At 67.9% G+C, this 16,166-nt stretch carries 16 protein-coding genes; 14 read left to right on the top strand and 2 right to left on the bottom strand.

Annotated features, from left to right (window positions below):
- Positions 1-17: 17 nt before the first annotated feature.
- Positions 18-773, bottom strand: coding sequence for an IclR family transcriptional regulator (locus tag AC1DBX_RS09425; protein ID WP_476860186.1), 756 nt, complete (start codon positions 771-773; stop codon positions 18-20).
- Between the two features lie 206 nt (positions 774-979).
- On the opposite strand from AC1DBX_RS09425, the gene AC1DBX_RS09420 reads away from it, so the two are divergent.
- The 12 genes from AC1DBX_RS09420 to AC1DBX_RS09365 all read left to right on the top strand — a co-directional run bounded on the left by AC1DBX_RS09420 (position 980) and on the right by AC1DBX_RS09365 (position 14,323).
- A complete protein-coding gene (locus tag AC1DBX_RS09420) occupies positions 980-2,392 on the top strand; it encodes an NAD-dependent malic enzyme (RefSeq protein ID WP_476931609.1) in 1,413 nt (470 codons plus the stop codon).
- Between the two features lie 35 nt (positions 2,393-2,427).
- On the top strand, positions 2,428-4,026 hold the full coding sequence (aceB, locus tag AC1DBX_RS09415) for a malate synthase A (protein WP_476887148.1): 1,599 nt from the start codon (positions 2,428-2,430) through the stop codon (positions 4,024-4,026).
- Between the two features lie 66 nt (positions 4,027-4,092).
- The gene (locus AC1DBX_RS09410) at positions 4,093-5,379 is read left to right on the top strand and encodes a DUF6986 family protein (protein WP_476931619.1); all 1,287 of its coding nucleotides are present in this window, start codon (positions 4,093-4,095) and stop codon (positions 5,377-5,379) included.
- On the top strand, positions 5,376-6,188 hold the full coding sequence (locus AC1DBX_RS09405) for a bifunctional allantoicase/(S)-ureidoglycine aminohydrolase (protein ID WP_028275486.1): 813 nt from the start codon (positions 5,376-5,378) through the stop codon (positions 6,186-6,188). The genes AC1DBX_RS09410 and AC1DBX_RS09405 overlap by 4 nt, the downstream gene beginning before the upstream one ends.
- A 180-nt stretch (positions 6,189-6,368) precedes the next feature.
- Positions 6,369-6,530 carry a glycine zipper domain-containing protein gene (locus AC1DBX_RS09400; RefSeq protein ID WP_162159054.1) on the top strand — a complete coding sequence of 54 codons (162 nt, stop codon included), beginning with the start codon at positions 6,369-6,371 and terminating at the stop codon, positions 6,528-6,530.
- A gap of 279 nt (positions 6,531-6,809) precedes the next feature.
- Positions 6,810-7,610, top strand: coding sequence for a hydroxypyruvate isomerase family protein (locus AC1DBX_RS09395; RefSeq protein WP_476931608.1), 801 nt, complete (start codon positions 6,810-6,812; stop codon positions 7,608-7,610).
- A gap of 94 nt (positions 7,611-7,704) precedes the next feature.
- On the top strand, positions 7,705-8,616 hold the full coding sequence (locus AC1DBX_RS09390; protein WP_290370298.1) for a 2-hydroxy-3-oxopropionate reductase: 912 nt from the start codon (positions 7,705-7,707) through the stop codon (positions 8,614-8,616).
- 160 nt (positions 8,617-8,776) lie between these two features.
- Positions 8,777-10,567 (top strand): glyoxylate carboligase, encoded by a 1,791-nt coding sequence (gcl, locus tag AC1DBX_RS09385; RefSeq protein ID WP_476856967.1) that lies wholly within the window; start codon positions 8,777-8,779, stop codon positions 10,565-10,567.
- A 1-nt stretch (position 10,568) separates the two neighbouring features.
- Complete coding sequence (locus AC1DBX_RS09380; protein WP_476931607.1) at positions 10,569-11,783, top strand: glycerate kinase; 1,215 nt, start codon at positions 10,569-10,571, stop codon at positions 11,781-11,783.
- Positions 11,776-13,119, top strand: coding sequence for an allantoinase AllB (gene allB / locus AC1DBX_RS09375; protein WP_476931606.1), 1,344 nt, complete (start codon positions 11,776-11,778; stop codon positions 13,117-13,119). The genes AC1DBX_RS09380 and allB overlap by 8 nt, the downstream gene beginning before the upstream one ends.
- Before the next feature lie 11 nt (positions 13,120-13,130).
- The gene (locus AC1DBX_RS09370) at positions 13,131-13,781 is read left to right on the top strand and encodes a winged helix-turn-helix domain-containing protein (protein WP_476887145.1); all 651 of its coding nucleotides are present in this window, start codon (positions 13,131-13,133) and stop codon (positions 13,779-13,781) included.
- A 44-nt stretch (positions 13,782-13,825) separates the two neighbouring features.
- Positions 13,826-14,323 (top strand): peroxiredoxin, encoded by a 498-nt coding sequence (locus tag AC1DBX_RS09365; protein ID WP_476931605.1) that lies wholly within the window; start codon positions 13,826-13,828, stop codon positions 14,321-14,323.
- Positions 14,324-14,374: 51 nt separating this feature from the next.
- Here AC1DBX_RS09365 and AC1DBX_RS09360 read toward each other — a convergent pair whose 3' ends face one another.
- Entirely contained in the window at positions 14,375-15,073 is a 699-nt protein-coding gene (locus tag AC1DBX_RS09360) for a serine hydrolase (protein WP_476931604.1), read from the bottom strand.
- On the opposite strand from AC1DBX_RS09360, the gene AC1DBX_RS09355 reads away from it, so the two are divergent.
- The gene (locus AC1DBX_RS09355) at positions 15,048-15,233 is read left to right on the top strand and encodes a hypothetical protein (protein ID WP_476931603.1); all 186 of its coding nucleotides are present in this window, start codon (positions 15,048-15,050) and stop codon (positions 15,231-15,233) included. The two genes, AC1DBX_RS09360 and AC1DBX_RS09355, sit on opposite strands and share 26 nt — an antisense overlap.
- A gap of 313 nt (positions 15,234-15,546) precedes the next feature.
- Positions 15,547-16,026, top strand: a complete 480-nt coding sequence (bcp, locus tag AC1DBX_RS09350) for a thioredoxin-dependent thiol peroxidase (RefSeq protein ID WP_028275479.1) — start codon at positions 15,547-15,549, stop codon at positions 16,024-16,026.
- The last annotated feature ends 140 nt before the right edge of the window (positions 16,027-16,166 follow it).

Here is a 16,166-nt window from a genome sequence, read left to right as displayed (position 1 = left end):
GGCACAGCCGCTGGAGGTCAGCTCTTGTTGAGGTCCTGGGAGATCGCCAGGGCTGCCTCGCGCAGCAATGGCACAGCCCGGTCCGCGAAAGTCTCGTCCACCCGGGAAACAGGCCCGGAGACGGAAATCGCCGCGGGGGTCGGCGCATTGGGGATGGCAATCGCGAAGCAGCGGACGCCGATCTCTTGCTCTTCCTCATCGATCGAATAGCCGCGGCCGCGGATCAGCTTCAAGTCGGCGAACAGGGACTCGACGTCGCCGATGCTCTTCGGAGTGGGGGTGGGCATGCCCTTCCGGGTCACGATGCCACGCACCGTCTCATCGTCCAGCTGGGCCAGGATCGCTTTGCCCATGCCGGTGGCATGCATGTAACCGCGGCGGCCCACTTCGGTGATCATCCGCATGGAATGCAGGGACGGGACCTGGGCCACGTACATCACCATGTCAGAGTCCAGCACGGCCATGTTGGCGGTTTCCCCGAGCCGTTCCACGAGGGACTGGAGCTGCGGCCGGGCAAGCGCGCCGAGCTGCTTGTTCGCCGCCTCGCCCAGACGGATCAGGCGCGGGCCCAGGGCATAGCGCCGGTTCGGCAGCTGCCGGATGTAGCCCAGGGTGACGAGGGTGCGCAGCAGCCGGTGGATGGTGGGAAGCGGCAGGTCGGTGGAGGACGAGAGTTCGCTGAGTGTGACGTCGCCGCCGGCATCAGTGATCAGTTCCAGAAGTTCGAAAACGCGTTCAACGGACTGCACGCCTCCGGGGGCTTTTTCCGCCATAACTTTGCTCTCCTGAGAGGTTGCTTCCGACAAATTTTATCCACATCGTGAAAAAAGTGCTTAGTAGACCCAAGATACAGTACCGCCGGCCCGCCGTCGACGGACCCTCGGGGCTTGTAATTCCACAAAGTAGATAATAATATCCATCATACGAAATAAATAAGTGCAGCAAGAGCCCGTCCGCGGGCCGACTAGGAGGAAATTCAATGGCGAATCCGAGCCCCGGAAATTCGATCACCCTGCGTGTGGAGGCGCCGTCCAGCTTCAGTGCCACCAGCGAACTGGCCGCCGCCGTCGGTGCGGCCGGCGCCGCGATCACGGCCCTGGACGTCACCGAGTCCCACCACGAGACCCTGGTAGTCGACGTCACCTGCAACACCACGGACGACGACCACGCCGCACGCGTCAAGGACGCGCTCAACGCGCTCGACGGCGTCACGGTCCGGAACGTCTCGGACCGAACTTTCCTGATGCACCTCGGCGGCAAGCTGGAGGTTGTGCCGAAGGTCGCCCTGCGCAACCGGGACGACCTCTCCCGCGCCTACACCCCCGGCGTCGCCCGCGTCTGCCTGGCGATCGCGGAAAACCCTGAGGCCGCCCGGAACCTGACCATCAAACGCAACACCATCGCCGTCGTGACCGACGGCTCCGCCGTCCTGGGCCTCGGCAACATCGGCCCGGCCGCCGCACTGCCGGTCATGGAAGGCAAGGCCGCGCTCTTCAAGCAGTTCGCCAACGTCGACGCCTGGCCGGTCTGCCTGGACACCCAGGACACGGAGGAAATCATCCGGATCGTCAAGGCGCTCGCCCCGGTCTACGGCGGGGTCAACCTTGAGGACATCGCCGCTCCGCGCTGCTTCGAGATCGAAACCCGGCTCCGCGAGGAACTCGACATCCCGGTCTTCCACGACGACCAGCACGGAACCGCAATCGTCACGCTGGCAGCCCTGACCAACGCCCTGCGCGTCGTGGACAAGAAACTCTCCGAGGTCCGGATTGTCGTTTCGGGCGTCGGCGCCGCCGGCTCCGCCATCATCGCGCTGCTCAAGGCACAGGGGGCCCGCAACATCGTCGCCGCCGGCCGCTCGGGAGCGATCCACTTCGGCGAACAGTACAACGACGAGCACCGCACGTGGATTGCCGAGAACACCAATGAACGGGGCTTCTCGGGCACCCTGCACGAAGCGCTCAAGGGAGCCGACGTCTTCATCGGCGTCAGCGCACCGCACGTGATCGGCGAAGAACAGGTGGCATCCATGGCCAACGACGCTATTGTGTTCGCCATGGCCAACCCCACGCCGGAAATCGACCCGGTGGTCGCATCACGGCACGCCGCTGTGGTGGCGACCGGCCGCAGCGACTTCCCCAACCAGATCAACAACGTCCTGGCCTTCCCAGGGTTCTTCCGCGGGCTGCTGGACGCGGGGGCGGCGGACATCACCCCCGAGATGCTGGTGGCCGCCGCCGCGGCGATCGCCAACCGGGTCGCCGACGACGAGCTCAATGCCAGCTACATCATTCCCAGCGTCTTCGACCCCCACGTTGCCGCCGACGTCGCCGCGGCGGTTGTCGCGGCTGCCCACGCGACGGTCCCGGCCGCCGCGCTGACCCACGCCTGATTCGCCGCCTGCTTCACCGACCAGGAAGGACCACAATGGCCCTCACCATTTCAGCCCGCCGCCCCGTTGACCGCGCGGAGGAGATCCTCACACCCGAGGCGCTGGCCTTCATTGAGCAATTGCACCAGCGTTTCGCCGCCACCCGCGCGGATTTGCTCAAGGCCCGCGCGGTCAAACGCGACGAGGTGGCCCGCACCGGCCGGCTCGATTTCCTGCCGGAAACCCGTGATATCCGTGAAGGCGACTGGACGGTGGCCCCGGCCCCGACAGCCCTGCAGGACCGCCGGGTGGAAATGACGGGTCCGGCCGCACCGGCCAAGATGGCCATTAATGCCCTGAACTCCGGGGCCAAGGTCTGGCTCGCGGACCTCGAGGACGCCAGCACTCCCACCTGGTCCAACGTGGTCGAATCAATCGTGAACCTCCGCGACGCCGCGGCGGGAACCCTGGCCTACACGTCCCCCGAGGGCAAGGAATATACGCTCCGGACCGATGCCCCGCTGGCCGTCGTTGTCGCCCGCCCGCGCGGCTGGCACATGGCAGAGCGCCACCTGCTGATCGACGGCGAACACACCGTGGGCGCCCTGGTGGACTTCGGCCTGCACTTCTTCCACACCGCCAGGCAGCTGCTGAAGAATGGCCATGGCCCGTACTATTACCTGCCCAAGATGGAGAGCCACCTCGAGGCCCGGCTGTGGAACGAGGTCTTCGTCTTCGCCCAGGACTACCTCGGCATTCCGCAAGGCACCATCCGCGCGACCGTCCTGATCGAGACCATCCCCGCAGCGTTCGAAATGGACGAGATCCTCTACGAACTCCGCGACCACGCCTCTGGCCTGAACGCCGGCCGCTGGGACTACCTGTTCAGCATCATCAAGTACTTCCGTGACGCCGGCTCGCGCTTTGTGCTGCCGGACCGCGCCACCGTGGCTATGACCGCGCCGTTTATGCGTGCCTACACCGAACTGCTGGTCAAGACCTGCCACCACCGCGGCGCCTTCGCCATGGGCGGCATGGCGGCCGTCATTCCCAACCGCCGCGAACCCGAGGTGACAGCCCAGGCGTTCGAGAAAGTGCGCGCGGACAAGACCCGTGAGGCGAACGACGGCTTTGACGGTTCCTGGGTGGCCCACCCGGACCTGGTGCCGGTCTGCCGGGACGTCTTCGACGCCGTCCTGGGCGAGCGGCCGAACCAGCTGGACAGGCAGCGCCCGGAAGTCTCGGTCACCGCGGACCAGCTCCTGGACGTCGCCTCCGCCCGTGGCACGGTCACCGAGGCAGGCATGCGCCTGAACCTCTACGTTGCCGTCGCCTACACAGCGGTGTGGATTTCGGGCAACGGCGCGGTCGCCATCCACAACCTGATGGAGGACGCGGCGACGGCGGAAATCTCGCGGTCCCAGGTCTGGCAGCAGATCCGCAACCACTCTGTGCTCGCCGACACTGGCCGGACCGTCACCCGCGAGCTGGTATCCGGGATCCTGGCCGAGGAAACCGAGAAGCTCCGGGGCGAGGTGGGCGAGGACGCTTTCGTGAAGCACTACCTGCCCGCCAGCAAGCTCATCGGCGACATCTGCCTGTCCGAGGACTACACGGACTTCCTCACCACGCCGGCGTACGAGCTGGTGGGCTGAGGCATGGCAGCCACCTCCGCCAGCGCCAGGCCGCAACCACGCAGCCATCTGCAGCGTCAGGGTCCGGTGACGCCGGCCCTCTCCGGGGCCGACCTCGCCCGGATCGATGCGCAGCTCGCCGACACCGACCGGCTGCTGGAGCGCAGCTACCCGGGCGACGACGGCTCCCGCCAGCCGGTGCACACCGTCTACGTTCCGGCCGACCGCTTCAGCCCGGAGTTCGCCGCGGACTGGGGCGCCCAGGGCCTCGCCGCGGTGGACGCCCGCGGCGGCGTCGAAAGCCTGTGCGCGCTGCAGGGCCAGGAAGCCGAACTGGCCGCCGCCGTCGCGCCGCGGGTCCGGGCCAAGCTCTCACGCGAGCCGATCGAGGACCTCCGCCTGGACTTTGAGGACGGGTTCGGGGACCGGGGTGACGACGCCGAGGACGCCGCCGCTGTCGCCGCGGCATCCGCCGTGGCCGCCGCCGTCGCCGCCGGTACCGCGCCGCCGTTCATCGGGATCCGCTTCAAGTGCTTCGAGGCTGCCACCCGCGCCCGGGGTCTGCGGACCCTGGATCTCTTCGTCTCGCAGCTGGCCACCGCCGGCGAACTGCCGGACGGGCTCGTCCTCACCCTGCCCAAGGTCACCACGGTGGCGCAGGTGGAGGCCATGGCCTTCGCCGTGTCCCGGCTCGAGGAAGTCCACTCGCTCCCCGCGGGCCGGCTCCGCTTTGAGGTTCAGGTGGAAACGCCGCAGCTCATCCTGGGCCCGGACGGAACCTCGCCGGTGGCGCGCCTGCCGCACGCGGTGCCCGGCCGGATCAGCGGGCTGCACTACGGCACCTACGACTACTCGGCATCGCTGCAGATCTCCGCCGAATACCAGTCCATGGAACATCCCGTGGCGGACTTTGCCAAGGAAGTCATGCAGCTTGCCGCGGCCGGCACCGGGATCCGGCTCTCCGACGGCTCCACCAACATCATCCCGGTGGGCGGGAACGTGGAGCAGGCCTGGCAGCTCCACGGCCGGCTGGTCCGCCGCTCGCTGGAACGCGGCTACTACCAGGGCTGGGACCTCCACCCCGCCCAGCTGCCCAGCCGGTTCGCCGCGACCTACGCCTTCTACCGGCAAGGGCTCCCGGCCGCCGCTGCCCGGCTCCGCAATTACGTGGACCAAACCGCCGGCGGCGTTCTGGATGAACCCGCCACCGCACGGGCTCTGGCAGCCTTCGTGCTTCGCGGCGTCCAGTGCGGCGCCGTCGGCACCGAAGAAGTCCTGGCGCTGGCCGGCGTCGGGCTCCCCGAACTCACCGCGCTGGCCCACCCCCGGCTGGCCAACACCTCCACTCCCTCAGCAAAAGGAACGCACCCATGAGCAACTATTTCTACCCCGAAGGCGGGCTTCCGCCGCAGACCCAGATCCTCTCGGACCGGGCCGTGGTCAAGGAGGCCTACACCGTCATTCCGAAGGGCGTGCTCCGGGACATCGTCACGAGCAAACTGCCCGGCTGGACCAACACCCGTTCCTGGATCCTGGCCCGGCCCATCGCCGGTTTTGCCACGACGTTCTCGCAGCTGATCGTCGAGGTGGGACCGGGCGGAGGTTCGGAAAAGCCCGAGCCGGAGGCCGGCGTCGAAGGCGTTATCTTCCTGACCAAGGGCGCCCTGGCACTGACCCTTGAGGGGGAAATCCACAGGCTGGGCGAGGGCGGCTACGCCTACCTCGCCGCGGGGGCCCAATGGTCCGTGGCGAACGAGTCCGGGGAGATCGCCAGTTTCCAGTGGATCCGGAAGGCCTACGAGCCGCTGGACGGCTACACGGCGAAATCCTTTGTAACCCGCGACCAGGACGTCGCACCGCGGGCGATGCCGGACACCGACGGGGCCTGGGCCACCACGCGTTTCGTGGACCCGGAGGACCTCGCCCACGACATGCACGTCAACATCGTCACCCTCAAGCCCGGCGCCTCCATCCCCTTCGCGGAAACCCACGTCATGGAGCACGGCCTCTTCGTGCTGGAAGGCAAAGCCGTCTACCGGCTCAATGACGACTGGGTGGAGGTGGAGGCCGGCGACTTCATGTGGCTGCGTGCCTTCTGCCCCCAGGCGTGCTACGCCGGCGGTCCGGGCAACTTCCGGTACCTGCTGTACAAGGATGTCAACCGCCAGATCCGCCTGACCTAAGACCGATCCACCAATACCGATCCACCAATACCGATCCACCAATACCGATCCACGTAGTGGAGTCCGCCCCGTCTGACGGGGCGGACTCCTCCGTGGTTCCGCCGGCCGCGCCTCGGCACCAAATCTGGTCACCCAGCCCGGAGCCCTTGCGGCCCGGGCGATGCTTGCTAGCCTGAGGCTGTGAAGTACGAATCCCTGTGGATCGGAATGCTCCTTGGCGCGGCCCTCGGCTTCGCCATCGGAGTCACCACCGTCGACAAGCCATTCACGGGCCTGCTGATCGGCCTCGGGGTCGGCGCACTCGTGGGCCTGGGCATCCGCAAGGACCCAACGAAGCGGTAGGGAATTTCGCCGCATCTGCTGCCCGCGCGCCCTGAACTGCCGGAACCTGAAATACCGTAGGCTCCCGCGCTCCGAGGTGCCGGGGCAAGAATATCGGGGTCCCTCGCGCCTCACCCCGCAGCCACACCCCCATTAGCTCACCCCTTGACTCCCCGGCCCAACCTTCCCTACACTTTTCATAAAGCAGAATCTTAATTCCACAAAGCGGAAAACAAGCAAGGATCTGCAAGGCAAAGGTGCCCGGGATCCAGCTCCCGCCCACACCGGAAGGAACCCACAATGACGTACACCGTGAACTGCTCCATCCTCCTGACGGAGATCCCCCTCTGGGAACGCCCGGCCGCCGCGAAGGCCGCCGGTTTTGACGCCGTAGAATTCTGGTGGCCCTTCGAGACCTCCGTCCCCACCGACGTCGAGGTTGCCCGGTTTGAGAACGCCATTACCGACGCCGGCGTGCAGCTGACGGGCCTGAACTTCAACGCGGGCGACATGCCCGGCGGCGACCGCGGCCTGGTCTCCTGGCCCGCGCGCTCCACCGAATTCCAGGACAACATCGACGTCGTTGCCGGCATCGGTGAGCGCCTCGGCTGCAAGGCCTTCAACGCCCTCTACGGCAACCGCATTGACGGCGAATCCGCTGAGCAGCAGGACGCCATTGGCGCCGAAAACCTGGCGACGGCGGCTGCCGGCGTGGCCCGCATCGGCGGTACGGTCCTCCTGGAACCCGTCAGCGGCGCCCCCCGGTACCCCCTGCTCAAGGCACAGGATGCCCTCGATGTGATCGCCCGGGTCAAGCAGGAATCCGGCGCCGGGAACGTCAAGCTCCTCGCGGACTTCTACCACCTGGCCGTGAACGGTGACGACGTCGCCGCCGTCATCGAAAAGCACGCCAAGGACTTCGGCCACATCCAGATCGCCGACAACCCCGGCCGCGGGGCTCCCGGAACCGGGCAGCTTCCCCTCGGCGAATGGATCGCCCGCAGCCGCGCACTCGGCTACGAGGGCTACATCGGCCTCGAATACAAGGAACCCGCGGGGACCGCATTCAGCTGGGCCATCCGCCAGCGCGTCCCGCAGTAATCCCCACCCGCTCCCTAACCTCGCAAGCTCGGCCAGGGAACCCGGCGGGCGTGGGCCCACCGCCCGCCGTGGCAAAGAAGCACACCCGCGCTACATCGAACACAAAGACTTCAGAAAGAGAACCACAATGAGCAACATCGCAGTCATCGGCCTCGGTATCATGGGCCTTCCCATGGCCATCAACCTCGTCAAGGCCGGCCACGCGGTCACGGGCTTCAACCGCAGCCAGGACAAGACCGACAAGCTCGTCTCCGAAGGCGGCAAGGGTGCCGCGAGCATCGCGGAGGCCGTCAGGGACGCCGACGTGGTCATCACCATGGTGCCGGACTCCCCCGACGTCGAAGGCGTGGTCAGCGGTCCCGACGGCGTGTTCGACAACGCCAAGCCGGGCGCCCTGTGGGTTGATGCCAGCAGCATCCGCCCCGACGTCGCCAAACGCCTCGCCGACGACGCCCGGGCCGCCGGGATCCGTCCCCTCGACGCCCCGGTCTCCGGCGGCGAACAAGGCGCCATCGACGCCGCGCTCTCCATCATGGTGGGCGGTGACGCCGCCGACTTCGAGGCGGCACGGGATGTCCTGGCCGCCGTCGGCAAGACCATCGTCCACGTGGGGCCCTCCGGCGCCGGCCAGACCGTCAAGGCAGCCAACCAGCTGATCGTGGCCGTCAACATTGAAGTCCTTGGCGAGGCGATCGCCTTCCTCGAGGCCTACGGCGTGGACACGGACGCCGCCCTCAAGGTCCTCGGCGGCGGCCTGGCCGGCTCCAAGGTCCTGGAGCAGAAGGGCCAGAAGATGCTGGACCGCAACTTCGACCCCGGTTTCCGCCTGGCCCTGCACCACAAGGACCTCGGCATCGTCACCTCCGCGGCCCGCGAGGCCAATGTCGCCGTCCCCCTCGGCGCCATCGTCGCGCAGCTCGTCGCCGCCACCGTCAACCAGGGCGACGGCGGACTGGACCACTCGGGCCTTTTCAAGCAGGTCCTGAAGCTCAGCGGCCGCAACTAAGCGGCGCTGCCGCCCCGTCAAGGGGCACTTCGACACGAACGCACCGGCCGGCGTCGAGATTTACGACGGCGGCCCGCCCTCCCCCCAACAAGAGGTGCCCGCGACGATTCGCCGGGCTTCCCTTCAGCACACCCAAAAACAGACTTTCAAGGAGCACACCATGACGAAGATGCGCACTGTAGACGCAGCCGTCGCCATCCTGGAAAAGGAGGGCGCCACCGAGGCGTTCGGCCTGCCAGGCGCGGCGATCAACCCGTTCTATTCGGCCATGAGGGCCCACGGCGGCATCCGCCACACCCTGGCCCGCCACGTTGAAGGCGCCAGCCACATGGCCGACGGCTACAGCCGGGCCAAGGACGGCAACATCGGCATCTGCATCGGCACCTCGGGCCCCGCGGGCACGGACATGATCACCGGCCTGTACGCGGCGTGGGCCGATTCCATCCCGATGCTCTGCATCACCGGCCAGGCACCCGTGGCCAAGCTGCACAAGGAGGACTTCCAGGCCGTGGACATCGAGTCCATCGCCAAGCCGGTCACCAAGTTGGCCATGACCATCCTTGAACCCGGCCAGGTTCCCGGAGCCTTCCAGAAAGCTTTCCAGCTGATGCGCTCAGGCCGCCCGGGCCCGGTACTGCTGGACCTGCCGATCGACGTGCAGATGGCCGAGATCGAATTCGATATCGACACCTATGAGCCCCTGCCCGTGGAGAAGCCCAGGGCCAGCCGGAAGCAGCTGGAAAAGGCACTGGACATGCTCACCGCAGGCGAGCGCCCGCTGATCGTGGCCGGCGGCGGCATCATCAATGCCGGAGCCTCGGCCCAGCTCGTGGAACTGGCCGAGCTGCTGGGCGTCCCCGTGATCCCCACCCTGATGGGCTGGGGCGCGATCCCGGATGACCACGAACTCATGGCCGGCATGGTGGGCCTGCAGACCAGCCACCGGTACGGCAACGAGAACTTCCTGCGCAGCGACTCCGTGATCGGCATCGGCAACCGCTGGGCCAACCGCCACACCGGCGGCCTGGACACCTACACCGCCGGCCGCACGTTCGTGCACATCGACATCGAGCCGACCCAGATCGGCCGCGTGTTCTCCCCGGACTTCGGCATCGCCTCCGACGCCGGCGCCGCCCTGGATGGGCTGCTGGAGCTGGCCCGGGAACGCCGGGACGCCGGGTCCCTGCCGGACTACACCGCCTGGGTTGACGAATGTTCCGGGCGCAAAGCCACACTGCACCGCAAGACCCACTTCGACAACGTGCCGATCAAGCCGCAGCGCGTGTACGAGGAAATGAACAAAGCATTCGGCAAGGACACCACGTACGTGTCCACCATCGGACTGTCGCAGATCGCCGGCGCCCAGATGCTGCACGTGTTCGGCCCGCGCAAATGGATCAACGCCGGACAGGCAGGCCCGCTGGGCTGGACCGCCCCCGCCGCGCTGGGCGTGGTCCGGGGCAAGCCGGACCAGACCGTGGTTGCCCTCTCCGGCGACTACGACTTCCAGTTCATGATCGAGGAACTGGCCGTGGGCGCGCAATTCAACCTGCCGTACATCCACGTTGTGGTCAACAACTCCTACCTCGGCCTGATCCGGCAGTCCCAGCGCGGCTTCAACATGGAACAGAACGTGTCCCTGGCGTTCGAGAACATCAACTCCACGGATCTCTCTGCAACCGCAAGCGGCTACGGCGTGGACCACATTAAGGTGGCCGAGGGCCTGGGCTGCAAGGCGATCCGGGTGGAAAACCCGGAGGACCTGCCTGCCGCGTTCGACAAGGCCAAGGCGCTCCTGGGCGAGTTCAGGGTTCCGGTGGTGGTGGAAGTCATCCTGGAGAAGATCACGAACATCTCCATGGGCACCGAAATCAACGCCGTCAACGAGTTCGAGGCCCTGGCCGAGACCGCCGAGGACGCCCCCACCGCCATTCTGGCCCTGCAGGCCTGAGATGCGCGTCGTCATAGCGCCGGACAAGTTCAAGGGATCGCTCTCGGCCCCGGACGTCGCCCGGCACCTCGAAGCAGGGCTGCAGAGGGCTTGCGGTGGCAATCTGGAGGTACTGCGGATTCCCGTGGCCGACGGCGGCGAGGGCACCCTCGATGCCGCCGTCGGCTCCGGCTTCACCCGCCGCAGCGCCGTCGTCAGCGGCCCCACCGGCGCGCCGATCCGGGCGGAGTTCGCGGTCCGCGGACGCGAGGCGGTCATCGAGATGGCCGCCGCGTCCGGCCTCGCCGTCCTGCCCGGCGGCAGGGGCGGCCGCCCTGATTCCGCCTCCGCCAATGGCGCCAGCAGCAAGGGAACCGGCGAACTGATCCGGGCCGCGCTCGACGCCGGGTGCCGGCAGATCATCCTGGGCGTCGGCGGCAGCGCCAACACCGACGGGGGCGCGGGGGTCCTGCAGGGACTCGGTGCCAAGCTCCTCGATGCCGACGGCAACGAACTTCCGCCCGGCGGTGCGGCCCTGGCCCGGCTGGACTGGATCGACTTCTCCGGCTTCGATTCCCGCCTGGACGGCGCACGCTTCGTACTCGCCAGCGACGTCGACAACCCGTTGCTTGGTGCCCAAGGCGCCGCTGCGATCTTCGGTCCGCAGAAGGGCGCCGACCCCGAGGACGTAGCAGCCCTCGACGCCGCCCTAGCCCGCTTTGTGGACGTGCTCTGCGCCGAAATCGGGCCCCGCGCGCGGAAGGCTGCGGACGCTCCGGGTGCCGGAGCTGCCGGCGGCGTGGGCTACGCAGCCATCGCGGTACTGGCCGCGACCCGCCGGCCCGGCATCGACGTCGTCCTCGAATTCACCGGGCTGGCCGAGCGGCTGGCCGGCGCGGATCTGGTGATCACCGGCGAAGGCAGCCTCGACGAACAGACCCTGCTGGGCAAGACTCCGGTGGGCGTTGCCCGGGCGGCGCGCCGCGCCAAGGTTCCGGTGGTCGCGGTGTGCGGCCGGTCCGTCCTGACCCCGGAGCAGATCAGCAGTTCCGGGTTCCTCGCAGTCCACGCTTTGACGGAGCTGGAAAGCAATGTAGACACATGTATAACCGACGCCGCGGCGCTGCTGGAGCGCCTCGGACGGCAACTCGGCGAGCAATTGGCCAACGTGGCGCACTCCGCGCAGGGCGCCCGCGCCCTGGACAGTGCTCCGGGAAAGGAGACCCTCAGTGTCTGAAGAAACCTACGACGTCGTCTTCCGCGGGCAGCGGGTGCTGACCACCGCCGGCATCGCCGCCCGGGAAGTCGGCATCCGCGGCGGCGTGATTGTCGCGATCGAGCCGCTGGGCAACGGCCTCTCCGGCCGTGAAGTCATTGAACTCGCCGACGACGAGACCCTCCTGCCGGGCCTCGTGGACACCCACGTGCACGTCAATGAGCCCGGCCGGACCGAGTGGGAGGGATTCGCGTCCGCCACCCGGGCGGCAGCGGCCGGCGGCGTCACCACCCTCATTGACATGCCGTTGAACAGCATCCCGCCCACCACTACCGTGGAGGCCCTGAAACTGAAGCGGGAGGTGGCCGGGGACCAGGTGTTCGTGGACGTCGGCTTCTGGGGCGGAGCCGTCCCGGGCAACAAGAACGAACTGCGGCCGCTGCACGACGAGGGCGTTTTCGGCTTCAAATGCTTCCTGCTGCACTCCGGCGTGGACGAGTTCCCGCACTTGGAAGCGGACGAAATGGAACAGGACATGGCCGAGCTCAAGTCCTTCGACTCGCTCATGATCGTCCACGCCGAGGACTCCCACGCGATCGACCACGCGCCCCACCCCGGCGGCGACCACTACTCCACGTTCCTGGCCTCCCGCCCGCGCGGGGCCGAGAACAAGGCCGTCGCCGAGGTCATCGAACGGGCCCGCTGGACCGGAGCCCGCGCCCACATCCTGCACCTTTCCTCCTCCGACGCGCTCCCCATGATCGCCACCGCCAAGCGCGACGGCGTTCGCCTCACCGTGGAAACGTGCCCGCACTACCTGACGCTGACGGCCGAGGAAATCCCGAACGGCGCCACAGCCTACAAGTGCTGCCCGCCGATCCGCGAAGCCTCCAACCGCGAACTGCTGTGGGCCGGCCTGCGGGACGGCACCATCGACTGCATCGTCTCGGACCACTCCCCGTCCACCCTGGACCTGAAGGACCTGGAAAACGGTGACTTCGCCGTGGCCTGGGGCGGCGTCTCCTCGCTGCAGCTGGGCCTGTCGCTGATCTGGACCGAGGCCCGGCACCGCGGCATCCCGCTCGAGCAGGTTCTCTCGTGGATGGCGGCAAAGCCGGCCCAACTCGCCGGCCTGGGCAACAAAGGCCAACTGGCGCTGGGATACGACGCCGACCTCGCCGTATTTGCCCCGGACGAGGCTTTCGTTGTGGATGTCTCCAAGCTCAAGCACAAGAACCCCATCACCCCGTATGACGGCAAGGCGCTTTCCGGCGTCGTCCGGCAGACCTACCTCCGCGGCACCCTGATCGACGGCCGGACCCCGGCCGGCAAGCTGATCCGCCGCGGCGGCGTGTGAGCCAGGCGGCCGTGGCCGGCACCCCGCCCGCCGTTCACGGACGGGCCCGGCATAACGGGCAGGCACGGCAGGCCGGCCTCACCGCGAAGGGACTGGCGGTCTGGGTCACGGTGCCGGACGACTCCGACGTTGACCCGGTGTGCCTGGCCCGCGCGGCCGAACTCGTGCTCGGCCGCGCCCTCAGATGTGCCCCGGAGGCGGAAGTCCACTTTAGGCCCGCCGCCGGAGCCGCAACATCCGCCGTCGTCCGGTCCCCCGGAGACGACGGCACCCCGGCGGGAACAGCAGATCCCGCCGGGGACACCGGCGGGGCGGGCCTGGAGCCCGTCCCCGGCAGCATCAGCCGGCTCGCCGTCGACCTCGCGGCCGGAGACGCCAGGCTGGATGGAGAGCGGGTGCCCCTGACGGATCTGGAGTTCACGCTTCTGAGATGTCTCGTGCAGAACTGCTCCCGCACGGTAAGCCGGCAGGAGCTGCAGCTTTGCCTCGACGCGTTCGACACCCCGGGCGCGGCAACCCGGTCCATCGACGTGTACGTCGGCCGGTTGCGCCGGAAACTCAAGGGCTGCCGGCACGCCGTCGTCACCGTCCGCAGCGGCGGCTACCGCTTCGTCCCCGGTCCGCGGGCGACGGTCCGCGGACCAGCGGAATACAGCATCTGAGCTCCGCTGCCACAACCATCCCGACCCTCGATCGAAGGAACTGCATGCAATCCACCGTGACCACCAAGCTGCACGCCATCACTAAGCTGCACAGCGAAGATCCAGCACCCGGGTTCACGCTGCCAGATGCTGCGGGCCGCCGGATCTCCCTGGCCGATTATCGCGGCAAAAGCGTCATCATCTACTTCTACCCCCGCGCAGCCACTCCCGGGTGCACCACCGAGGCTTGCGACTTCCGAGACAGCCTCGCTGCCCTCCACGGCGCAGGCTTCGAGGTCCTTGGCATCTCACCCGACGCCCGGGAGGCCCTGTCCGCCTTTGCCGCGGAGCATGCGCTCACGTTCCCCCTTCTCGCGGACGAAGACCACGCTGTGGCCCTCGCGTACGGCGCCTGGGGCGAGAAGCTGATGGACGGCGAGGTCCGCGAAGGCACGGTCCGGTCCACCGTGGTTGTCGGTCCCGATGGCAACGTGCTCTTGGCGCAATACCACGTCAGTCCGCAGGGCCACGTGCGGGCGCTGCGGGAGGAGCTTGGCATCTAGGGGCTCGGACGCCATGCGGGCGGACCCGGACGTGCGCGGGCTGGAAACGGCCTAGAAGAGGGCGCCCGCCACCGCCTGCGTCAGCTGATGGATCACTTCGGTGCGTTCCGGGACGTCGCTCAGGTCCTGGCCCTTGGTGTAGATGACCAGCGCGTATGCGGTGCCGTCCCGGGCGAGGATGCCGGCGTCGTGCAGCTCACCGCCCAGGAGCCCGTACTTGTGGAAGACCGTGATCCCTTCCGGAACGGCGGCGGGAATGAGCGTTTCGTAGTTGGTGTCCTGCATATAGGACAACAGCTCGGCGGTGTCCCCGGCGTTCAGGAGCGTCCCGGAGTAGACCCCCGCCAGGATCGTCGCCATTTCCGCCGGTGTCAGCGTGTTGGTTTCCGGGTCATAGCTCACACCCAGCGACGCCGCGTACTCTGTCAGTTCCTCGTGGCCCACTGCGTCCATGATCAGCGACCACGAGTCATTGTCGCTCTGCTGGATCATCTCCCGGAGCTGGAATCCGGCGGTGTAGCTCCCCAAAGGGCCATCGAGGCTGGCCGCCCCGGTTTCGACCAAGTGGTAGTAGGCCGCCGCGGCCAGGACTTTGGCTGTGCTCGCGGCCACGAATTTCTCCCGGACACCGTATTCGTGGACGTCCGCGGTACCGGCGCCCTGGGAGAGGCCGACCAGCGCCACGCCGATCTGGTACTGGCTGTTGGCAGCGAGAATGGCCTGGATGCGCGCGTCCAGGGCAGCGTCCACCGCGCTCGACGCCGGGACCGCCGGGACCGCCGGATCGGGGCTGGCCGACGGCGACGCGCTGGCCTCCGCCGTCGGCGCGGCAGACGGCGTGGCAGACGCCGTCGTGGGATTCACCGCCGTGGGATTCGCCGCCGTCAAGCGGGCTTGCGCAAAGGAATAGATACCTGCGGCCAGGACGACCGCGAGCACTGCTGCACAGACCGCACCCATCAAGGCCCGTGGCCGGACGGTCACTCGACGCGCCCGCGGCCGGAAGTGCGCCCGAATCCAAATCGTCGCTGCTGTGGATTTCGCTGTTCCATAATGACTTCAATCTAGCTACGGCAGCTATGCCGGAGCTATGAAAAAGCTGTCGGCCCCAAGCCTGCCAAAGCCGCCCCGGACGGGTCCTTGCCAGACCCAGGCGGCGGAATACAGCCTCGGTCCACGATGTTGTGCATCACAGACCCGTTGTCCACCCCCGAAGGATCATCATGAGCGCAAACATGACCGTCAAGCTTCAGCCGGGCACCCCGGCCCCGGATTTCACCCTGCCTGACGCCGAAGGCAAGCCGGTTGCCCTGGCCGACTACCGCGGCAAGAACGTCATTGTGTACTTCTACCCGCAGGCGGCAACCCCCGGCTGCACCACCGAGGCGTGCGATTTCCGCGACAACCTCGCGTCCCTGCAGGGCTCCGGCTACGAGGTCCTGGGCATCTCCCCCGACGCCCCCGAGGCCCTGGCCCATTTCACCGGCGACTTCGCCCTGACCTTCCCGCTCCTGGCCGACGAGGACCATGCCGTGGCCCTCGCCTACGGCGCGTGGGGCGAGAAGCTGGTCCACGGCGAGGTCACGGAGGGCATCGTCCGCTCCACCGTGGTGCTGGACCCCGAGGGCAAGGTCAAACTGGCGCAGTACCAGGTCAAGGCCCAGGGCCACGTGGCGTCGCTGAAGGAAGCACTGGGCGTCTAACGCTGCACCGCTCCCGCGGCGTTCTCGCGGCGTTCTCGCGGCGGATTCGGACCACCGCGGCGGAATCGGACAGATGCAGCGCGGATCCGCGGCGCGCGGTTCCCATAGCTGCGCGCCGGTCCGAAGCCGCAGCGGAGTAG

The organism is Arthrobacter sp. 10N44_2 (genome assembly GCF_056394385.1).
This window is presented reverse-complemented; position numbering and strand designations above follow the sequence as displayed.